Origin of the sequence: Paraburkholderia gardini (assembly GCF_907164575.1) — a bacterium.
Classification (GTDB): Bacteria; Pseudomonadota; Gammaproteobacteria; order Burkholderiales; family Burkholderiaceae; genus Paraburkholderia; species Paraburkholderia gardini.
The window spans coordinates 58869-75059 of sequence record NZ_CAJQYY010000013.1; the positions used below are offsets into that span (position 1 = coordinate 58869).

Annotated in this window: 8 protein-coding genes; 1 reads left to right on the forward strand and 7 read right to left on the reverse strand. The window is 64.3% G+C overall.

Annotated elements, in window-relative coordinates:
* Nucleotides 1–14: 14 nt before the first annotated feature.
* The 7 genes from LPA34_RS12785 to hemE all read right to left on the reverse strand — a co-directional run bounded on the left by LPA34_RS12785 (nt 15) and on the right by hemE (nt 14782).
* The gene (locus LPA34_RS12785) at nt 15–2957 is read right to left on the reverse strand and encodes an aminotransferase class III-fold pyridoxal phosphate-dependent enzyme (RefSeq protein WP_228978599.1); all 2943 of its coding nucleotides are present in this window, start codon (nt 2955–2957) and stop codon (nt 15–17) included.
* 504 nt (nt 2958–3461) lie between these two features.
* Entirely contained in the window at nt 3462–4610 is a 1149-nt protein-coding gene (locus tag LPA34_RS12790) for a branched-chain amino acid ABC transporter substrate-binding protein (RefSeq protein WP_228978602.1), read from the reverse strand.
* Between the two features lie 87 nt (nt 4611–4697).
* Nucleotides 4698–8639 carry a trifunctional transcriptional regulator/proline dehydrogenase/L-glutamate gamma-semialdehyde dehydrogenase gene (putA, locus tag LPA34_RS12795; RefSeq protein WP_228978604.1) on the reverse strand — a complete coding sequence of 1314 codons (3942 nt, stop codon included), beginning with the start codon at nt 8637–8639 and terminating at the stop codon, nt 4698–4700.
* 464 nt (nt 8640–9103) lie between these two features.
* Nucleotides 9104–9370 carry a hypothetical protein gene (locus LPA34_RS12800; protein ID WP_228978606.1) on the reverse strand — a complete coding sequence of 89 codons (267 nt, stop codon included), beginning with the start codon at nt 9368–9370 and terminating at the stop codon, nt 9104–9106.
* Nucleotides 9371–9372: 2 nt separating this feature from the next.
* The gene (locus LPA34_RS12805; protein ID WP_228978608.1) at nt 9373–10803 is read right to left on the reverse strand and encodes a YeiH family protein; all 1431 of its coding nucleotides are present in this window, start codon (nt 10801–10803) and stop codon (nt 9373–9375) included.
* Between the two features lie 188 nt (nt 10804–10991).
* Nucleotides 10992–13235, reverse strand: coding sequence for a primosomal protein N' (locus LPA34_RS12810; protein ID WP_228978609.1), 2244 nt, complete (start codon nt 13233–13235; stop codon nt 10992–10994).
* Nucleotides 13236–13684: 449 nt separating this feature from the next.
* Nucleotides 13685–14782 (reverse strand): uroporphyrinogen decarboxylase, encoded by a 1098-nt coding sequence (hemE, locus tag LPA34_RS12815; RefSeq protein ID WP_228978611.1) that lies wholly within the window; start codon nt 14780–14782, stop codon nt 13685–13687.
* Nucleotides 14783–15023: 241 nt separating this feature from the next.
* Between hemE and LPA34_RS12820 the strand changes: the two genes are divergently transcribed.
* Complete coding sequence (locus LPA34_RS12820; RefSeq protein ID WP_228978613.1) at nt 15024–15842, forward strand: transporter substrate-binding domain-containing protein; 819 nt, start codon at nt 15024–15026, stop codon at nt 15840–15842.
* Nucleotides 15843–16191: the final 349 nt, after the last annotated feature.

Consider the following 16191-nt stretch of genomic DNA (forward strand, 5'->3'; position numbering starts at 1 on the left):
GTCGGCACGCGGGCTCAGGCCAGTGGCAGTGCACGTTGTGCGGTGAGGTCGATGAAGCGTTGCCACTGGTCTTCCGCCAGAGGCCGGCCGAAGCTCTGGAGACCCGCGAGCGTGAAGCCGTGTTTGCGTGCGAGTTGCTGTTGTCGCGCGATCTCCCGCACATCCAGCGTGTTGCCGATACTCACGTTCTCGAAACGTCCTTCGAGTGCGAGCAGCATCGTTTCGGCCATGCACGCGAACGCCGTGCCGGACGCAATGCCATACGGACCGATACGCGGGGAGCCCGGCAACGCGATGACTCCGCCGTCGATCACGAGTACGTCGGGACGGTCATCGACGATCGAAGCCGGGATGGAGCGTGGCCTCGAGATGTCGCACACGATGGCTCCCGGTCGCAGCAGGGTCTCGTCGATGACGTCGCCGGGAAAACTGGTTGCCGCGAGTGCGACGTCCGTCTCGCCGAGCGCGCGGATGTCGCCTGTGAGCACGAGCGTCCCCTGCTCTTCCAGCTGTGCGATCAGCGCATCGGTGTCGGGTTGGCACGAAGCGGCGTTCGCCTGCACCGCGGCACGCCTGATCTGCGCGGCAACAGAGTCGGGGAGAAAGGTTTCGTCGCATGGCGAAAGCGCACCGTCGACGATCATGCGCGCCACGGCAAGAAGCCGGGCGCGCCCGATCTCGCGCGTGTGTGCCGGATTGCCGATCAGCAACATTCGTGCAGCGCGGCGCGACAGCAGGATCGCCATGCACGATCCGATCGCACCCGCCGCGCCGATGACCGCGGCCGCACTCGCGTCCCACTGACGGCCGGTGCGATGCATGACGTCGTCGAGTGCTTCGACGCCCGCGGCGACGGTGTATGAATTGCCCGATGTCAGTGCGACGTCCTGATTCAGCAGTTGCGCGCCGCCGCCGCTGACCACGGACGTGTAGGCGCCGAGGCCGACAATCCGCGCGCCGCGCTCGCACGCAAGCCTGATGCCCCTGTTCAGCACCGCGATGGCCTCGTGTTGAGAAAGCTGACGCAACTGCGCCGCGGTGTGGCTGATCATGATGAAATCGCCCCGCGCCTTCGCACCTGCCAGCGATTCGATCCGCGCACTGGAACCGACGACGGGATCGATCAGGCCGTCCATGCTTGCCGCGAACTCCGCCAGTTCGTCCGCGTTCAGGATGTTCAGGCTGGGGTCGTAGTCGGCATAGCTTTGCGCGTCGAGCGGGTGAATCAGAAACCCGAAGCGATGTTCGTCTGCCGCATCATGCGAAAGAAGATGCGCCGTAGCGCGCGACGCGTCCGACGACGACGACGTGACTTCAGTGATATCGGGCAGCCCGGACGCCTCAGGCTTGTCGACCGCCCCGGCTGTCGCGCATGCGGGTGCCTCGCGCCGCAGCAGCGCACGATAGAAACGGCCTGTATCGCAGCTCGCCAGCACGCTAAACGCGCGCTCGAGCGCGTCAGCGGCCCTGTCGCAATGCTCGCGCGTCGCCGTCAGCGGCGGCTGGACGCGCAGCACATCGCCTCGATTGAGCGTCGGCGCGAAGCGGACCCGCTCGACATTCAGCAAGTAACTCGCGACAAACTGAGCCAGTTCGCCCTGCTGCGCGGCGATGCCGAGGAAGTTCTCCGGCCAGCGCGCACGATCCGTATTCAGACGGATACCCAGCATGAATCCCTGCCCGCGGATCTCGTCGATCAAAAACGGAAAACGCGTGCGCATCGCCTCCAGCCGCTGCTTCAGACGGGCGCCTTCGACGCGCACGTGACGCAGCAATTCACCCCCGTTGCGCGTGAGCCGCTCCAGCGTGGCGAGCCCGACGCGCGACGCCAGCGCGTTGCCCGCAAACGTCGACGAATGCTTCAACGCGAACTTTTCGCTGTATACCGCCTGGGTGCACAGCACGGCACCGACCGGGACGAGACCGCCGCCCAGCGCCTTCGACAGCAGGAGAATGTCCGGGCGCACGCCTTCGTACTCGCAGGCGAACATCGCACCGGTACGTCCGAGCCCGGTCTGTACTTCATCGACAATCAGTACGACGCCATGTCGCCGACAGATTGTCTCGACTGCGGCCAGATATCCTTTCGGCGGAACGTGAACGCCGCCCTCGCCCTGGATGGGCTCGACGATGAACGCGGCATAGACGCCTGCCCGGGAAGCAAGATGCTGTTCGAGCGCGGCGGCGTTGCCGTACTCGATATGGTCGAATCCTGCGAGTGGCAGGCCGAAATGCGATTGATAGTCCGGCTTGCCAGTGGCCGACAATGCGCCGAACGTCTTGCCGTGGAAAGCGTTTCTCGTCGAAAGGATGTGCGTTCGACCCGTGGCATGACGAGCCATCTTGAGCGCGGCTTCCACCGACTCCGCGCCGCTGTTCGTGAACGTCACATATCGAAGCCCCGGCGGCGCCAGTTCGATCAACCGTTTCGCGAGAAGTCCAGCCGACACGAGACAGGATGGCTGCGCGAAAACCGGTTCCGCGTCGATGCGCAGCGTATCGACCGCGCGCCAGATATCCTCAGGATGGTGCCCAAAAGGAACAGCGCCGTATTGCGCAAGGAAGTCGAGATATTGTTCGCCTTCCTGGTCGTAGAGAAACGCACCGCCAGCGCGCACGAACGACCTGTCTATCTGGATCTGCTCCAGCTTTCTGGCCAGCCACGGATTCACGAAAGATTCAAATGCGCTTGCGGAACCCGAACCGGATTTCGGTGCTTGCTGTAGTTCGACCAGCGCATTGGCAAGTCCGGCCGAATCGGTTACGTATTCAAGAAAGTCGACCGGAATCGAGCGTTCAAGCCAGCGCTCCAGCGAACTGAGCAGCTCGGCACCGGACAGCGAGTCGATGCCCAGATCAGCCAGGCTGGCCGCGCCACCGCTCCATGCAGCGTTGAAATGCGCCCGCGTATAGGCGATCAGCCATGCAGTTATTTCCTGCTCTGTCTTTATTGACACTGAACCATCCATTTTCTGAATCAAGCGAGTTCAAGCCGCGCCCCAAAGGCGCTTCAAATTCTGGTTTCCCGTCTCTTTCGTCTTGATTTATCGAAATATAAACAGGCCATCATTAGCTTTACTAAGTAATTTAATCGCAACGTGAGACTTCCGTGCGATCAAGATTAACCGTTAGCCAGGCTCCCCGTAAATCAGACGACTGAATCTGGATCAAGGTTTTGGCGATTACAAAATAAGCTATCCAAAACAAATAAAATTGAGGCGCTTCTTATGAATATCGGCTTATTTAAGAGATTCGAGGCGTTGCCTGCTCGAGGCAAAGAGGCGGGAGATGGAAGAAGCCGGCGGGCGGGCTGGGAGTCCACGCGCGAAAAAAACACCCTGGGAGCCGGATTCGCTCGCAGGGTGTTTTCGAAGCTACCCGGATCGCAGGGGAAAGACTGGGATCCGGGTTGTGAAGCACGCGCCGCGTTTTCGCAGCGCTATTCCTTGACGAAGCGGCTGTTACTTGCCGCCCACGCTTTGCAGCGTCGTCCACTTGCCGTCGACAACCTTGTACAGCGTGATGCCGCCGTTCTTCAGGTCACCCTTGCTGTCGTAAGCGAGGTCTTTCGACGTCACGGCCGGCATCGACGTCTGCGCGAGCATCGGCAGGTACTTTGCCGGATCCGTCGAGTTTGCCTTCTTCATTGCATTGAAGAGTGCCATTGCGCCGTCGTAGGCGTACGGCGAGTACGTCTGCACGTCTTCGTTGAAGCGCTTCTTGTACTTCGCGACGTAGTCCTTGCCGCCCGGCATTTCGTCCAGCGGCAGGCCGGCGAGCGACGCCACCGTGCCGTTCGCCGAGTCACCCGCGATCTTCAGGAACGTGTCCGTCTTGACCATTTCGCCGGCCATCAGCGGCGCCTTCATGCCAAGCGTCTTCATCTGCTTGACCATCGGGCCCGCTTGCGAATCCGCGCCGCCGTAATAGATCAGGTCCGGATTCGCGGCCTTCAGCTTCGTCAGAATTGCCTTGAAGTCGACGGCCTTGTCGTTCGTGTACTCGCGCGCGATGATCGTTGCGCCCGATGCCTTCGCGGCCTTCTCGAACTGGTCAGCCAGACCCTGGCCGTATGCGGTGCGGTCGTCGACGATCGCGATCTTCTTCATGCCAAGCGACTTCGCTGCGAACGTACCAGCCACCGAACCTTGCTGCGTGTCGGAGGTCATCATGCGAAACGTCGTCTTGAAGCCTTGCTGCGTGTACTCAGGCGCCGTCGCCATCGCGATTTCCGGGATGCCTGCGTTCGCGTAGATGCGCGAAGCCGGGATCGTCGTACCCGAGTTGAAGTGGCCGAGCATGCCCTTGATGCCGTCGTCGACGAGCTTCTGTGCGACCGTCGTGCCGGTGCGCGGGTCAGCCTGGTCGTCGGCCGAGTCGAGCACGAAGTGCACCGGCTTGCCGCCGATCACCGGCTTCGTCGCGTTCTCTTCTTCCACAGCCAGCGTGATGCCGTTCTGGAAATCCTTGCCGTAGTGCGCCTGAGCGCCCGTCATCGGACCGGCAAAGCCGATCTTCACGTCTTCAGCCGTTTGTGCCTGCGCGGTCCCCGCCAGCGACATGACCGCGACGAGCGTCGCAGCTGTCAGCCCTTTCATCGTGTGTTGCATAGCTTCTCCTTTGGTACCAGGTGTGAGTGGAGCGACATCGGGGTCACCGTGCCGCTTCCATTTTTTGAATTGATCGTCGAGGTTCGCTCAGCCAATCGTCATCAAATTCGCATTGCCGCCTGCTGCTGCCGTATTTACGCTGACCGAACGTTCCGTCAACAGACGTTCAAGCGCGTAATCCTCATCGCCGCTTTCCAGCGCGCGTGCCGCCACGCCCTGCACCGATACGATCGGCCCCGGCCGTTTCGCGACTTCCTTTACCAGCGCGAGCAGCTCGTCGCTGTCGCCTTCGAAAAGCACTGCATCGAAAGCGGCCTCGGCGGTCTTCTTCACGCTCGCGTGTTGCTTCAATCCCGCGGGCAACGCGGCGACCAGCTGCTCGCCCGCCGCGCCTTCGAAAAGCGCGCGGTTTCCTGTCGCCAGCACCGCGGCAAACTGCGCGCGGGCACCGCCGTGGGTCGACGGCACGCACAGCACGGTGCCACGAGCGCCGAGCGTGTACGTGTTGCGCTCGCCGGTCGGCCCCGGCAACACGGCCGTCGCGCCGGCCAGCACGTACGACAGATAACCGTCGCAGCGCGCGGCGAGCGTCGCCTGACCTTCGCCGATCAGCCAGTCGCGCAATGCCGTCAACACGGCAGCCGGATTGTCCCCCATTCCATCCACTTTTTGGGATGACTGCGGTGCATCCACCACAAGCGCCGCGGCGAGCGACTTCGGCAAACCCGCCGGACGCTTGGCCAGCAGACGCTGCAGATACAGCGCGCCGCCCGCCTTCGGCCCCGTGCCCGACAGGCCTTCGCCGCCGAACGGCTGCACGCCGACCACCGCGCCGATCACATTGCGGTTCACATAGATATTGCCGACGTGCGCGCGGCCGATCACATGCGCGATCGTTTCGTCGATCCGCGTGTGAACGCCGAGCGTGAGCCCGTAGCCCGTCGTGCGGATCTGGTCGAGCAGCTTGTCGAGTGCGCTACGGTGATAACGCACCACGTGCAGCACCGGGCCGAACACTTCGCGCTTCAGTTCGTCGATGCTGTCGAGTTCGATCAGCGTCGGCGGCACGAACGTACCGGCTGCGCAGCCTTCCGGCATCGGCAGCTGCACGACCTTGCGGCCCTTCTCGCGCATCGCGGCGATGTGCGCATCGATGCCGCGCTTTGCTTCGATGTCGATCACCGGACCGACGTCGATCGACAGACGATCCGGATTGCCCACCGCGAGTTCGCCCATCGCACCGGTCAGCATTTCGAGCGTGCGGTCCGCGACGTCGTCCTGCAGACAGAGAACGCGCAGCGCCGAACACCGCTGGCCGGCGGAGTCGAACGACGACTGCAGCACGTCGGCGACGACCTGCTCCGCCAGCGCCGACGAATCGACGATCATCGCGTTCTGGCCACCGGTTTCGGCGATCAGCGGAATCGGCTTGCCGTCGACGTCGAGGCGCGACGACAGCGTCCTGTTGATCAGGCGCGCGACTTCGGTCGAGCCGGTGAACATCACGGCACGCGTGCGCGCATCGGCCACCAGGGCCGCGCCGACCGTTTCACCGTCGCCCGGCAGCAGTTGCACCGCGCCCGCCGGCACGCCGGCTTCGCGCAGGATGCGCACCGCCTGCGCGGCGATCAGCGGCGTCTGTTCAGCGGGCTTGGCGAGTACGGTATTGCCGGCGGCGAGCGCTGCTGCAACCTGACCCATGAAGATCGCCAGCGGGAAATTCCACGGGCTGATGCACACCACCGGTCCGAGCGGGCGGTGCGTGTCGTTCGAAAACTCGGTGCGGATCTGCGTGGAGTAATAGCGCAGGAAGTCGATCGCTTCGCGGATTTCCGCGACGGCGTTCGGCAACGATTTGCCCGCTTCGCGCACGACGAGACCCATCAGCGTATGCATCTGCGCTTCGAGCAGATCGGCGGCGCGCGCGAGACAGTCGGCACGCGCCTCGACGGGCGTCGCCTGCCAGATCGGCGCGGCTGCAACGGCGTGCGTGAGCGCGGCGCTCACATGTTCCGGGGTTGCCTCGACCACCGTGCCGACGAGGTCACGCTGATCGGCCGGGTTGCGCACGTCGCGCGCGGCGCCGTTGGCGATGTCGTTGTCGGCGAGCATGGGCGCCGCGCGCCACGGATGGTGCGCGCTCGCCAGCAACGCCGACGACAGCGACGCCAGACGATGCTCGTTCGACAGATCGAGGCCCATCGAATTGAGACGCTCGCCGCCGAACAGGTGACGCGGCAGCGGAATCTTCGCGTGCGGCGCACCGAGCGGCGTGATCCTCGACGCTTCGTCGACCGGGTCGGCCACGAGGTCCTTGATCGCGACGGTTTCATCGGCGATGCGGTTTACGAACGACGTATTCGCGCCGTTTTCCAGCAGCCGGCGCACGAGATACGCGAGCAGCGTTTCATGCGTGCCGACTGGCGCGTACACGCGGCACGGACGGTTCAGCTTGTCGCGGCCGGTGACTTCCTCGTACAGCGGCTCGCCCATGCCGTGCAGACACTGGAATTCGTACTGGCCAGGGTAGTAGTTCTGGCCGGCAAGGTGATAGATCGCCGCGAGCGTATGCGCGTTGTGCGTTGCGAACTGCGGATAGACGGCATCCGGCGCGCCGAGCAGCTTTTTCGCGCAGGCAATATACGAGACGTCCGTATAGATCTTGCGCGTGTAGACCGGATAGCCTTCGAGACCGTCCACCTGCGCGCGCTTGATTTCGCTATCCCAGTACGCGCCCTTCACGAGGCGGACCATGATGCGGTGGCGGCTGCGGCGCGCCAGATCGACGATGTAGTCGATCACGAACGGGCAGCGCTTCTGATACGCCTGTACCACGAAGCCGATGCCGTTCCAGCCGGCCAGTTCCGGATCGAAGCACAGCGCCTCGAGCAGATCGAGCGAGATTTCGAGGCGGTCGGCTTCTTCGGCGTCGATGTTCAGACCGATGTCGTAACGGCGCGCGAGGATCGCGAGCGCGCGCACGCGCGGCAGCAACTCGTTCATCGTGCGTTCCTGCTGCGAGCGCGAGTAGCGCGCGTGCAGCGCCGACAACTTGATCGAGATGCCCGGGCCTTCATAGATGCCACGTCCACCAGCGGCCTTGCCGATCGCGTGGATCGCCTGCTCGTACGATGCGTAATAGCGCAGTGCGTCGGCTTCGGTTGTCGCGGCTTCGCCGAGCATGTCGTACGAATAGCGGAAGCCCCGCGCCTCGAACTTGCGGCTGTTGGCCAGTGCCTCGGAAATGTTCTCGCCCGTGACGAACTGTTCGCCCATCAGGCGCATCGCCATATCGACGCCCTTCCTGATCAGCGGCTCGCCGCCCTTGCCGATCAGACGCGTCAGCGCCGACGAAAGACCCGTCTCACTGTTGGTCGTCACCAGCTTGCCGGTGATCATCAGACCCCACGTCGCGGCGTTGACGAAGAGCGACGGCGCCTGGCCGACGTGCGATCGCCAGTCGCCCTTGCTGATCTTGTCGCGGATCAGCGCGTCGCGCGTGGCGCGGTCGGGAATGCGCAGCAGCGCCTCGGCGAGGCACATCAGCGCGACGCCTTCCTGGCTCGACAGCGAGAATTCGCGGATCAGCCCTTCGACGCCGCCACCCTTGCTCTTGGTGCGCAACGTTTCGACGAGCTTGCCCGCCATCGCCTGCACGTCGCCGGCGAGGTTCGCGGGCAGACGTGCCTGACCCAGCAGGAACGGCACGCACTCCGGCTCCGGACGGCGATACGCCGCCGTGATCGCCGCGCGCAGCACCGACTGCGGCTGCACGCTCTGCGCGAATTCGAGGAACGGATGCGAGGCGCTCTCTTCGTCGGAATCGACGACTGCGCTCCCGGCCAGATCGACCGCGCCGTTCAGACCCGACAGTTCGGGGGGCAGCTGACCCTGCTCGATCTTCTCCAGATACGCGAAGATCGCCTGCTTGATCAGCCAGTGTGGCGTGCGCTCGAGGCGTGTGGCGGCTTCTTTCAGCCGGGAACGGAGGAGGTCGTCAACCTTGACGCCAAGGGTAGTGCTCGCCATGTTTCCTTCGAATGCCGATTTGACCATCGGCGAAAGACTAGAAAGTTGGCGAATCGTACGCCTTCAATTAAAAAGGTGCAACCGCTCGCGGGGAAAGGTTGCACCCCTCGCAATCCCTTATGCCACCGGGGTTTGCGCCGGGTCGGGGTGTGCCGGATGTACCCGGTTGCGATCGGTGTTTTCCCTGGCCTGATTCTTTTCGTCGCTACCCTTATCGAATCCCGCGCCGCGCCGATATACAGACATACGCCGCGCAACAGGCGTCTTGCTCACAGGGAAGGTGATGGAAATGGAAAAGTGGATGGTGGTGACGGGAATCTGGACGATGTGCGCGCTGTGTGCGGTGTTTTTTATTCGCGGCGCATCGTGTTCGGCGACAAAACGGATGGAAACGGCACGCGTGAACCCGCGTGGCGGGCGATCGGCAAAAAACGCGTCCTGAGTGACGCGCGAGCCGGCCTCGCTCAGCCAGAAATACGGGCGGGCGTCGGGTCGAACTGGCTGCAGGTGTCGTCAGGCGAGACGAGCTGGTCGTGCAGACGACACAGCCGGCTCGCCGCCACGCTCGCGCCGAAACCCGAACTGAAGACGGTGAGGCCTGGAATGCTTTGTTCAAGAGAATGCCGGTCGTCGGCGCGGTGCCGGCATCCGGCGCAACACCGGCTTGCGTCGCGCAGCGCGGCCGTTTCCGGCGCGCCGCGCGCGAGTGTCGAGGTGCCGTCCGGCTTCACGGTCACTGTCCCAGGCTATTCCAGTACGATGCGAATACGTGCGCGGACAGCACGTAGCCGATGGCGATATTGACCGCCACGCCTGCCGTGAACACGAGGAACGGCTTCAGGCCGGTCGCCGTCAGCGTGCGCAGGCGCGTGGTCAGCCCGATGCTCAGGAAGCAGAAGATGAACGCCCACGTACGCAGCGCGGTAATCGGCCCGACGAATTCCGGCGTCACGACCTTGCGGTAATCCGCAAGCGAATAGTGGCTGGCAATCCAGGTCACGAGCGCGGACGCGATCACGAAACCAATCACGAATTTCGGAAAGCGCGCCCAGATTTCGCCAGCGTCAGCGCGGGATTTGACGGTGCTGTCTCCGGATTCCCAGCGCGTCGTCGCGACGATCGCGAGCACGAACGCCCAGATGCCGATCCAGATGTCGCGGCCCACCACCTTCATCAGCGTGAATGCCTGCAACGCCGCATCAGGCGCACCCGCGATCGCGCCGCCGGCGCTCTTCGCGAAGTCGCCGTAGGCCTGCGCGGCGGCGATGCCGGCTGCATCGGCGAATTCCGATGTGCCGATCCACGCGCCCGCGACGCCGGTCGGCAGGCCGAGCGAGCGTGACGCGATCGGCAACACGAAGATCATCACGATCGCCCACAGGATCACGAGTGTGATCGCCACGGAAGCCTGCTCGCGCTTCGCGCGCACCGCGCCCGCGATCGCAATCGCCGCCGACACGCCGCACACCGCGCCGCCCACACCGAGCACGGCCGCGAAGCGCCGGTCGAGGCCGAGCGCCTTGCCCGTGAAAAAGATCACGGAGAACGTGATCAGCGAGACGATCGTCGCCTGGCCGACCGCGACCGGTCCGGCCCACACGAGCAGCGTGAACGGCAGGGTCGCGCCGAGCAGCACGATGCCGACCTTGATGTAAAACTCGACGCGCAGGCCGGCGGAAAACCACTCCGGCAGCCGGAACACGTTCGAGATCACGAGCCCGAGCGCGAGCGCGACCAGTGGCGGTTCGAGGTTGTACTTCGCTGCGCTGGCCCACGCTCCGAGTTCGAATATCAGCACCGACACGACAAACAGGATCAGAAACGACGGCAGGAAGTGCGCGACGTTCTGTTTGAGCACCGCGAGGCTGACGCTGAACAGCACGGCGAACACGACGAACAGCGCGACGTAGTTCGGCAGATGCCTGACGAGGTCCGCACCGGCGGCGCCGACGCTCGCCCATTTGACGGGCGCAACCGCGAGCCACTTGATGCTGCCGCCGGACGCGAACAGCGCCCACGCGATCACGATCACGAAGAGGCCGATCCAGACGGCCCACCAGTCTTCGGTTGAAAAGAGACCGCCGCCGCCACGCGTCGTGCGCCCGGTGCGGTCCGCGGCTGCGGGCTGCGCGCCCGCCGGCAGGCTGTGGTTTGTATCGCTCATCGCAAAGCCCCGGAAGTTGAGGTGCATCGGCGCAAGGGTTGGTCGGGTTCGGATTGTTGTGAAAATTGCGCCGGTCGGGCGAAATATAGTCGAGCGATATCCGAAAGCGAAACGACCTTTCGCTCTATCGATATGACCGCACGGGATTTGCCCGCGGAACGCCGGATCGGCCGGATGCGCGAGCGGCGTCAGATGTCGAGTGGATCGACTTCGAGGTTCCAGCGCAACACGCCCTTGAGCGTGCGAAGCATCGGCTGCCACGCATGTAGCGTCGCCTGGAGTGCGCCGCGCGACGCGCTTTCGATCAACAACTGCGCGCGATGCACATGCATCACCTTGACGATGGTCAGCGGCACGGCGTCATAGGCGGTCACGCGTCCGGCCGCGGGAATCGTCGATAGCTGCGCGGCGGCCTGCTGCAAAAACGCGAGCGCCGCTTCGAGCGTGCGGCCTTCGGCGCGCAGCAAAGCCTGATAGACGAACGGCGGCAAATGAGCATCGCGGCGCTCGCCAAGCTGCGACTTCGCGAAGCCGATGTAATCGTGGCGCGCGAGCGCGTGATACAGCGCGTGACGCGGATAACGCGTCTGCACGAGCACTTCGCCCGGCAGACCGGCGCGGCCCGCGCGGCCGCTCACCTGCATCAGCTGGGCGAAAAGCCGCTCGCTCGCGCGAAAGTCGTGGGAAAAGAGTGCGGTGTCGGCGTTCACGACGCCCACCAGCGAGACGCGCTGGAAATCGTGTCCCTTCGCGATCATCTGCGTGCCGACCAGAATGTCGACTTCGCCAGCATGCACGTCCGAGAAAAGCGCCTGCGCGCTGCCCTTGCGGCGCGTGCTGTCGGCGTCGATGCGCAGCACGCGCGCGCCGGGCACGACCTCCGCGAGCGTTTCCTCGACGCGCTGCGTGCCGCGTCCCAGCGGCGCGATGTCGACGTTGCCGCAATCCGGACACGCGTGAGGAATGCGCGATTCCCAGCCGCAGTGGTGGCAGCGCATCGCGCGCTCCGGCTTGTGCAGCACGACGTACGCGCTACATCGCGGGCAGCCCGCGACCCAGCCGCATGCATCGCACGAAAGCACGGGGGCGTAGCCGCGCCGGTTAAGAAACACGAGGCTTTGCTCGCCGCGTTCCAGCCGCGATTTCAGCGCCGCGATCAGCGGACCCGATAGCCCGTCGATCGACGCACGTCCGCGCCGGTGCTCTTCCTCGAGATCGATGAGTTTGATAGCGGGCAGCACGGCGTCGGCCACCGCGCGGCGCGATAGCGTCAGCCGCGTGTAACGCCCCTGATCCGCCTGCCACCAGCTTTCGAGCGAAGGCGTCGCGGAGCCGAGCACGACCGGAATGCCGAGCTGCTTCGCGCGATAGATCGCCAGATCGCGCGCCGAATACCGTAGCCCTTCCTGTTGCTTGTAAGCCGGATCGTGCTCTTCATCGACGACGATGATCGCCAGCTTCGGCAGCGAAGCCAGCACGGCAAGCCGGGTGCCGAGCACGATACGCGCGCGTCCCGCATGGGCCGCGAACCAGTGACGCGCCCGCTCGCCTTCGGCAAGCCCGCTGTGCAGCGTGACGATCGCGCCGGCATCGAGCGCCGCGAAGCGCGCGCGAAACGCCGCTTCGAACTGCGGCGTGAGATTGATTTCGGGGACGAGAACCAGCGCCTGCGCGTGCGGATCGGCGGTGAGCAATCCGGCCAGCGCCCGCAGATAGACTTCGGTCTTGCCACTGCCGGTTACGCCGTGCAGCAGGAACGGCGCGAAGCCGGCCGCGTCGCGGATGGCTTCGACGGCGGCGGCCTGTTCGTCGGTGAGCGTCGGCAGCGTGACCGGTGACGTATCGGCGGGTGGCGCCGCGCGCACGTCGGCGGCTTCGATCACATCCCGCTCGACCCAGCCTTCCGCCAGCCACGCATCCAGCGTCGCGACGGCCTTCGGATGCAGTGCGCGCGCATCCGCGGCGGATAGCGAGCCGGCTTCGGCCAGCACCCCGGCGAGACGGCGCAGCGCGCTGGCGCGCGCCGGCAACGCGTCGGGCAACGCGTCGCCACCCGCCGGCATCAGACGATAGCGCTCTTCCGGCGCGAGCAGCCGCGCCCAGCGCGTCGCGTCGCGCAGCGCCTGAGGCAGGCCTGGCAAGGCGACTTCGCCGATTCCACGCTGGTAGTAGTCGGCCGCGAAGTCCGCCAGCTTGAGCCACGCGGCGGAAAGCGGCGGGCACGCCGTGCACACCGCGTTCACTGCGCGCACCCGGTCGGCAGGCACGTCGCTGCGATCGCTCACTTCGCACACGAGACCAACCGTATCGCGCTTGCCGAATGGCACGCTCACGAGCATGCCGGGCACCGGCGGCGGCTCGATGTCGCACCGGTAGTCGAAGAGCGTCGGCAGGGGATGATCGAGCGCAACGCGCACAAAAACGTCGCTCACCCTGCGCTCACCCTGCAAAGCGGGTCAAATCGGATCAGGCGATCAGTCGAGGCGAAAGCGTCGAAGTTAAAGTAAAACCTCACTTTCAACGCCAAGCTTTGGATTCTGCTGAAGAATTGCAATCGGTCCGCCGGGCCTGTGGATAACTTTGTTGAGAACTCTGTTATAGCGGCTCGAAAATGGCGCCCCGCCGTCGTTCCGCGGGCTACCGCACATATCTCGAATACTGACTGAAACCCTTGCCAGTCAAGGCGCAGATCAAACTCGCACACAACTTGCGGGCCCGAAACAGCGACGCAACCCTCTACTGCGCCGCAGCGAGACAAATGTGCATAAGTCAAGTCTTGACAATTGCGAGATGGCCGCACGACGGCCTCGTTGACGCATCGCGACCCTTATGTCGAGAGCCCACTTCATCGCACCGCAACAAAATTTTCACACTCCTGGCGTCACGCCGGGACGCTGCCAGCGCGAATCGCGCGGCTGTGCCGGTGCACTTCGTCGACGAGTTCGGCGACATGTTCCGGCGGCGTGAATTGCGAGATGCCGTGGCCCAGATTGAAGACGTGGCCCGGATGGTTGCCGAAGCTGTCGAGCACGGCGCGCGCCTCGATCCGGATCGCCGAAGGCGACGCGAACAGCACCGAAGGATCGATATTGCCCTGCAGCGCCACCTTGCTGCCGACGCGCTCGCGCGCCTTCGACAGATTCACGGTCCAGTCGAGTCCGACCGCATCGACGCCCGTCGCGGCGATCTCGTCGAGCCACAGGCCGCCGCCCTTCGTGAACGTGATGACCGGCACTTTCGCGCCGTCATGCTCGCGCTTGAGCTGGGAGACGACCTGCTGGATGTAGTGCAGCGAGAAACGCTGATAGATGCCGTCGGCAAGCGCGCCGCCCCACGTATCGAAGATCATCACGGCCTGCGCGCCGGCTTCGATCTGCGCGTTCAGGTACGCCGCGACCGCTTTCGCGTTCACGTCGAGAATGCGGTGCATCAGGTCAGGGCGCGCATACAGCATCGATTTCACGGTGCGGAAGTCGGCCGACCCGCCGCCTTCGACCATGTAGCACGCGAGCGTCCACGGGCTGCCCGAAAAGCCGATCAACGGCACGCGTTGCCGGCCCTGCGCGTCGACCAGCGAGCGGCGGATCTGGCTGACGGCGTCCGTCACGTAGCGCAGCGTGGCGTCGATATCCGGCACCGCGAGGCGCGCGACATCGTCTTCCGTGCGCACCGGATGCGCGAACTTCGGGCCTTCGCCCGTCTGGAAGTCGAGGCCGAGACCCATTGCGTCGGGAATCGTCAGGATGTCGGAGAAGAGAATCGCGGCGTCGAGCGGATAGCGGTCGAGCGGCTGCAACGTGACTTCCGTCGCGTAATCGGGATTCTTCGCGAGGCCGAGGAAGCTGCCCGCGCGGCTGCGCGTTGCGTTGTATTCCGGCAGGTAGCGACCCGCCTGCCGCATCAGCCAGATCGGCGTGTATTCGGTCGGCTGGCGCAGGAGCGCGCGCAGGAAAGTGTCGTTCAGAAGAGTATTGACCACGTTGCGGGCGACTGGAGGCAAAGGGCCATTTTACCGGACGCCGCCGCCAGTATCGCGCTGGATGCAGTGAATAAACGCGCCCGTCTGTTGCGCTCGTGCGCCGGCTTGCGGCCCGGTCGCGGGCGGACTCATCCAGCGCCTCACCCGGCGACAGCAACCTTATCAAGCCCGTATTGCCGGGCTATCATCAACGGCCTTACCCGCGTTTAACTTCCAATAACAGACGAACGAAGGAGACTCGATGAATAAAATCGCCCTCGCATGGGCCGGCGCGGTGATCTGCGCCGGCGCACTGACCGCCGTGAGCCCGGTGTCCGCGCAAACGAACAGCGCTGCAAGCGTCGCCTCCGCGCCACAGGGGTCGCGTCTCGACGAAATCGTCGCGCGCGGCACGCTGCGCGCCTGCACGACCGGCGACTACAAGCCGTATTCGTTCTACAAGCCGGACGGCCAGTTCGAGGGGATCGACATCGACATGGCCGAATCGCTCGCGCACTCGCTCGGCGTGAAGGTGGAATTCGTGAAGACATCGTGGTCGAACCTGATGAACGACTTCGTCGCGAAATGCGATGTCGCGATCGGCGGTGTATCGACGACGCTCGACCGGCAAAAACGCGCGTTCTTCACCGAGCCCTACATGATCGACGGCAAGACGCCGATCGTGCGCTGCGACGACGTCAACAAGTATCAGACCGTCGCGCAGATCGACCAGCCGTCGACGCGCGTGATCGTCAATCCGGGCGGCACAAACGAGCGCTTCGCCAAGCAGTTTTTTCCGCACGCGAACATGACCGTCTATCCGGACAACGTGACGGTGTTCAAACAGATCCTGGCCGGCAAGGCCGACGTCATGGTCACCGATGCGTCCGAAACCTTGCTGCAGCAAAAGCTCAACCCGGGCTTATGCTCGGTGCATCCGGACAAGCCGTTCCAGTACGGTGAAAAAGCATGGATGGTGCCGCGCGGCGACGTTGTGTTCCAGCAGTACGTCGATCAGTGGCTGCATCTGGCGCGCGCGACCGGCGAATACCAGGCCATTCAGGACAAGTGGCTGAAGTAGCTTTCGGCGGCGCCAGCAGCCTGCGACGAAGCGTCTGCTGGCGCCGCATCGCGTGATTGCGAGCGGCGTCCAATGCCGGGAAATCCCCGGCTCCCAACGCGTGATAAAAAAGCGCAGTATGGTTTATCGAGAACGTTGGCGGCGTTGTCAGGGAACCGGAATTTACTACCGGTAAGCGTAACGTCTAAAACAGTTCGGATCGGAAAGTAATCCCGCAGAGCCTTGTCTGACGGGCGTTACAACCTGAAACACTTTGTTACCGCGCCAGCAGACTTATTCGCCCACAATGCCCTTCAACGGTTTCAACACGGATGTGGCTGGGTGCGTAGTGTGAGCGGATACGATGCAC

Bases quoted from the DNA above. Each gene is read 5' to 3' on its own strand.
- LPA34_RS12805 (WP_228978608.1), bottom strand. From the start codon at position 10,803: ATGAGCGATACAAACCACAGCCTGCCGGCGGGCGCGCAGCCCGCAGCC.
- LPA34_RS12790 (WP_228978602.1), bottom strand. From the start codon at position 4,610: ATGCAACACACGATGAAAGGGCTGACAGCTGCGACGCTCGTCGCGGTC.
- LPA34_RS12820 (WP_228978613.1), top strand. From the start codon at position 15,024: ATGAATAAAATCGCCCTCGCATGGGCCGGCGCGGTGATCTGCGCCGGC.
- putA (WP_228978604.1), bottom strand. From the start codon at position 8,639: ATGGCGAGCACTACCCTTGGCGTCAAGGTTGACGACCTCCTCCGTTCC.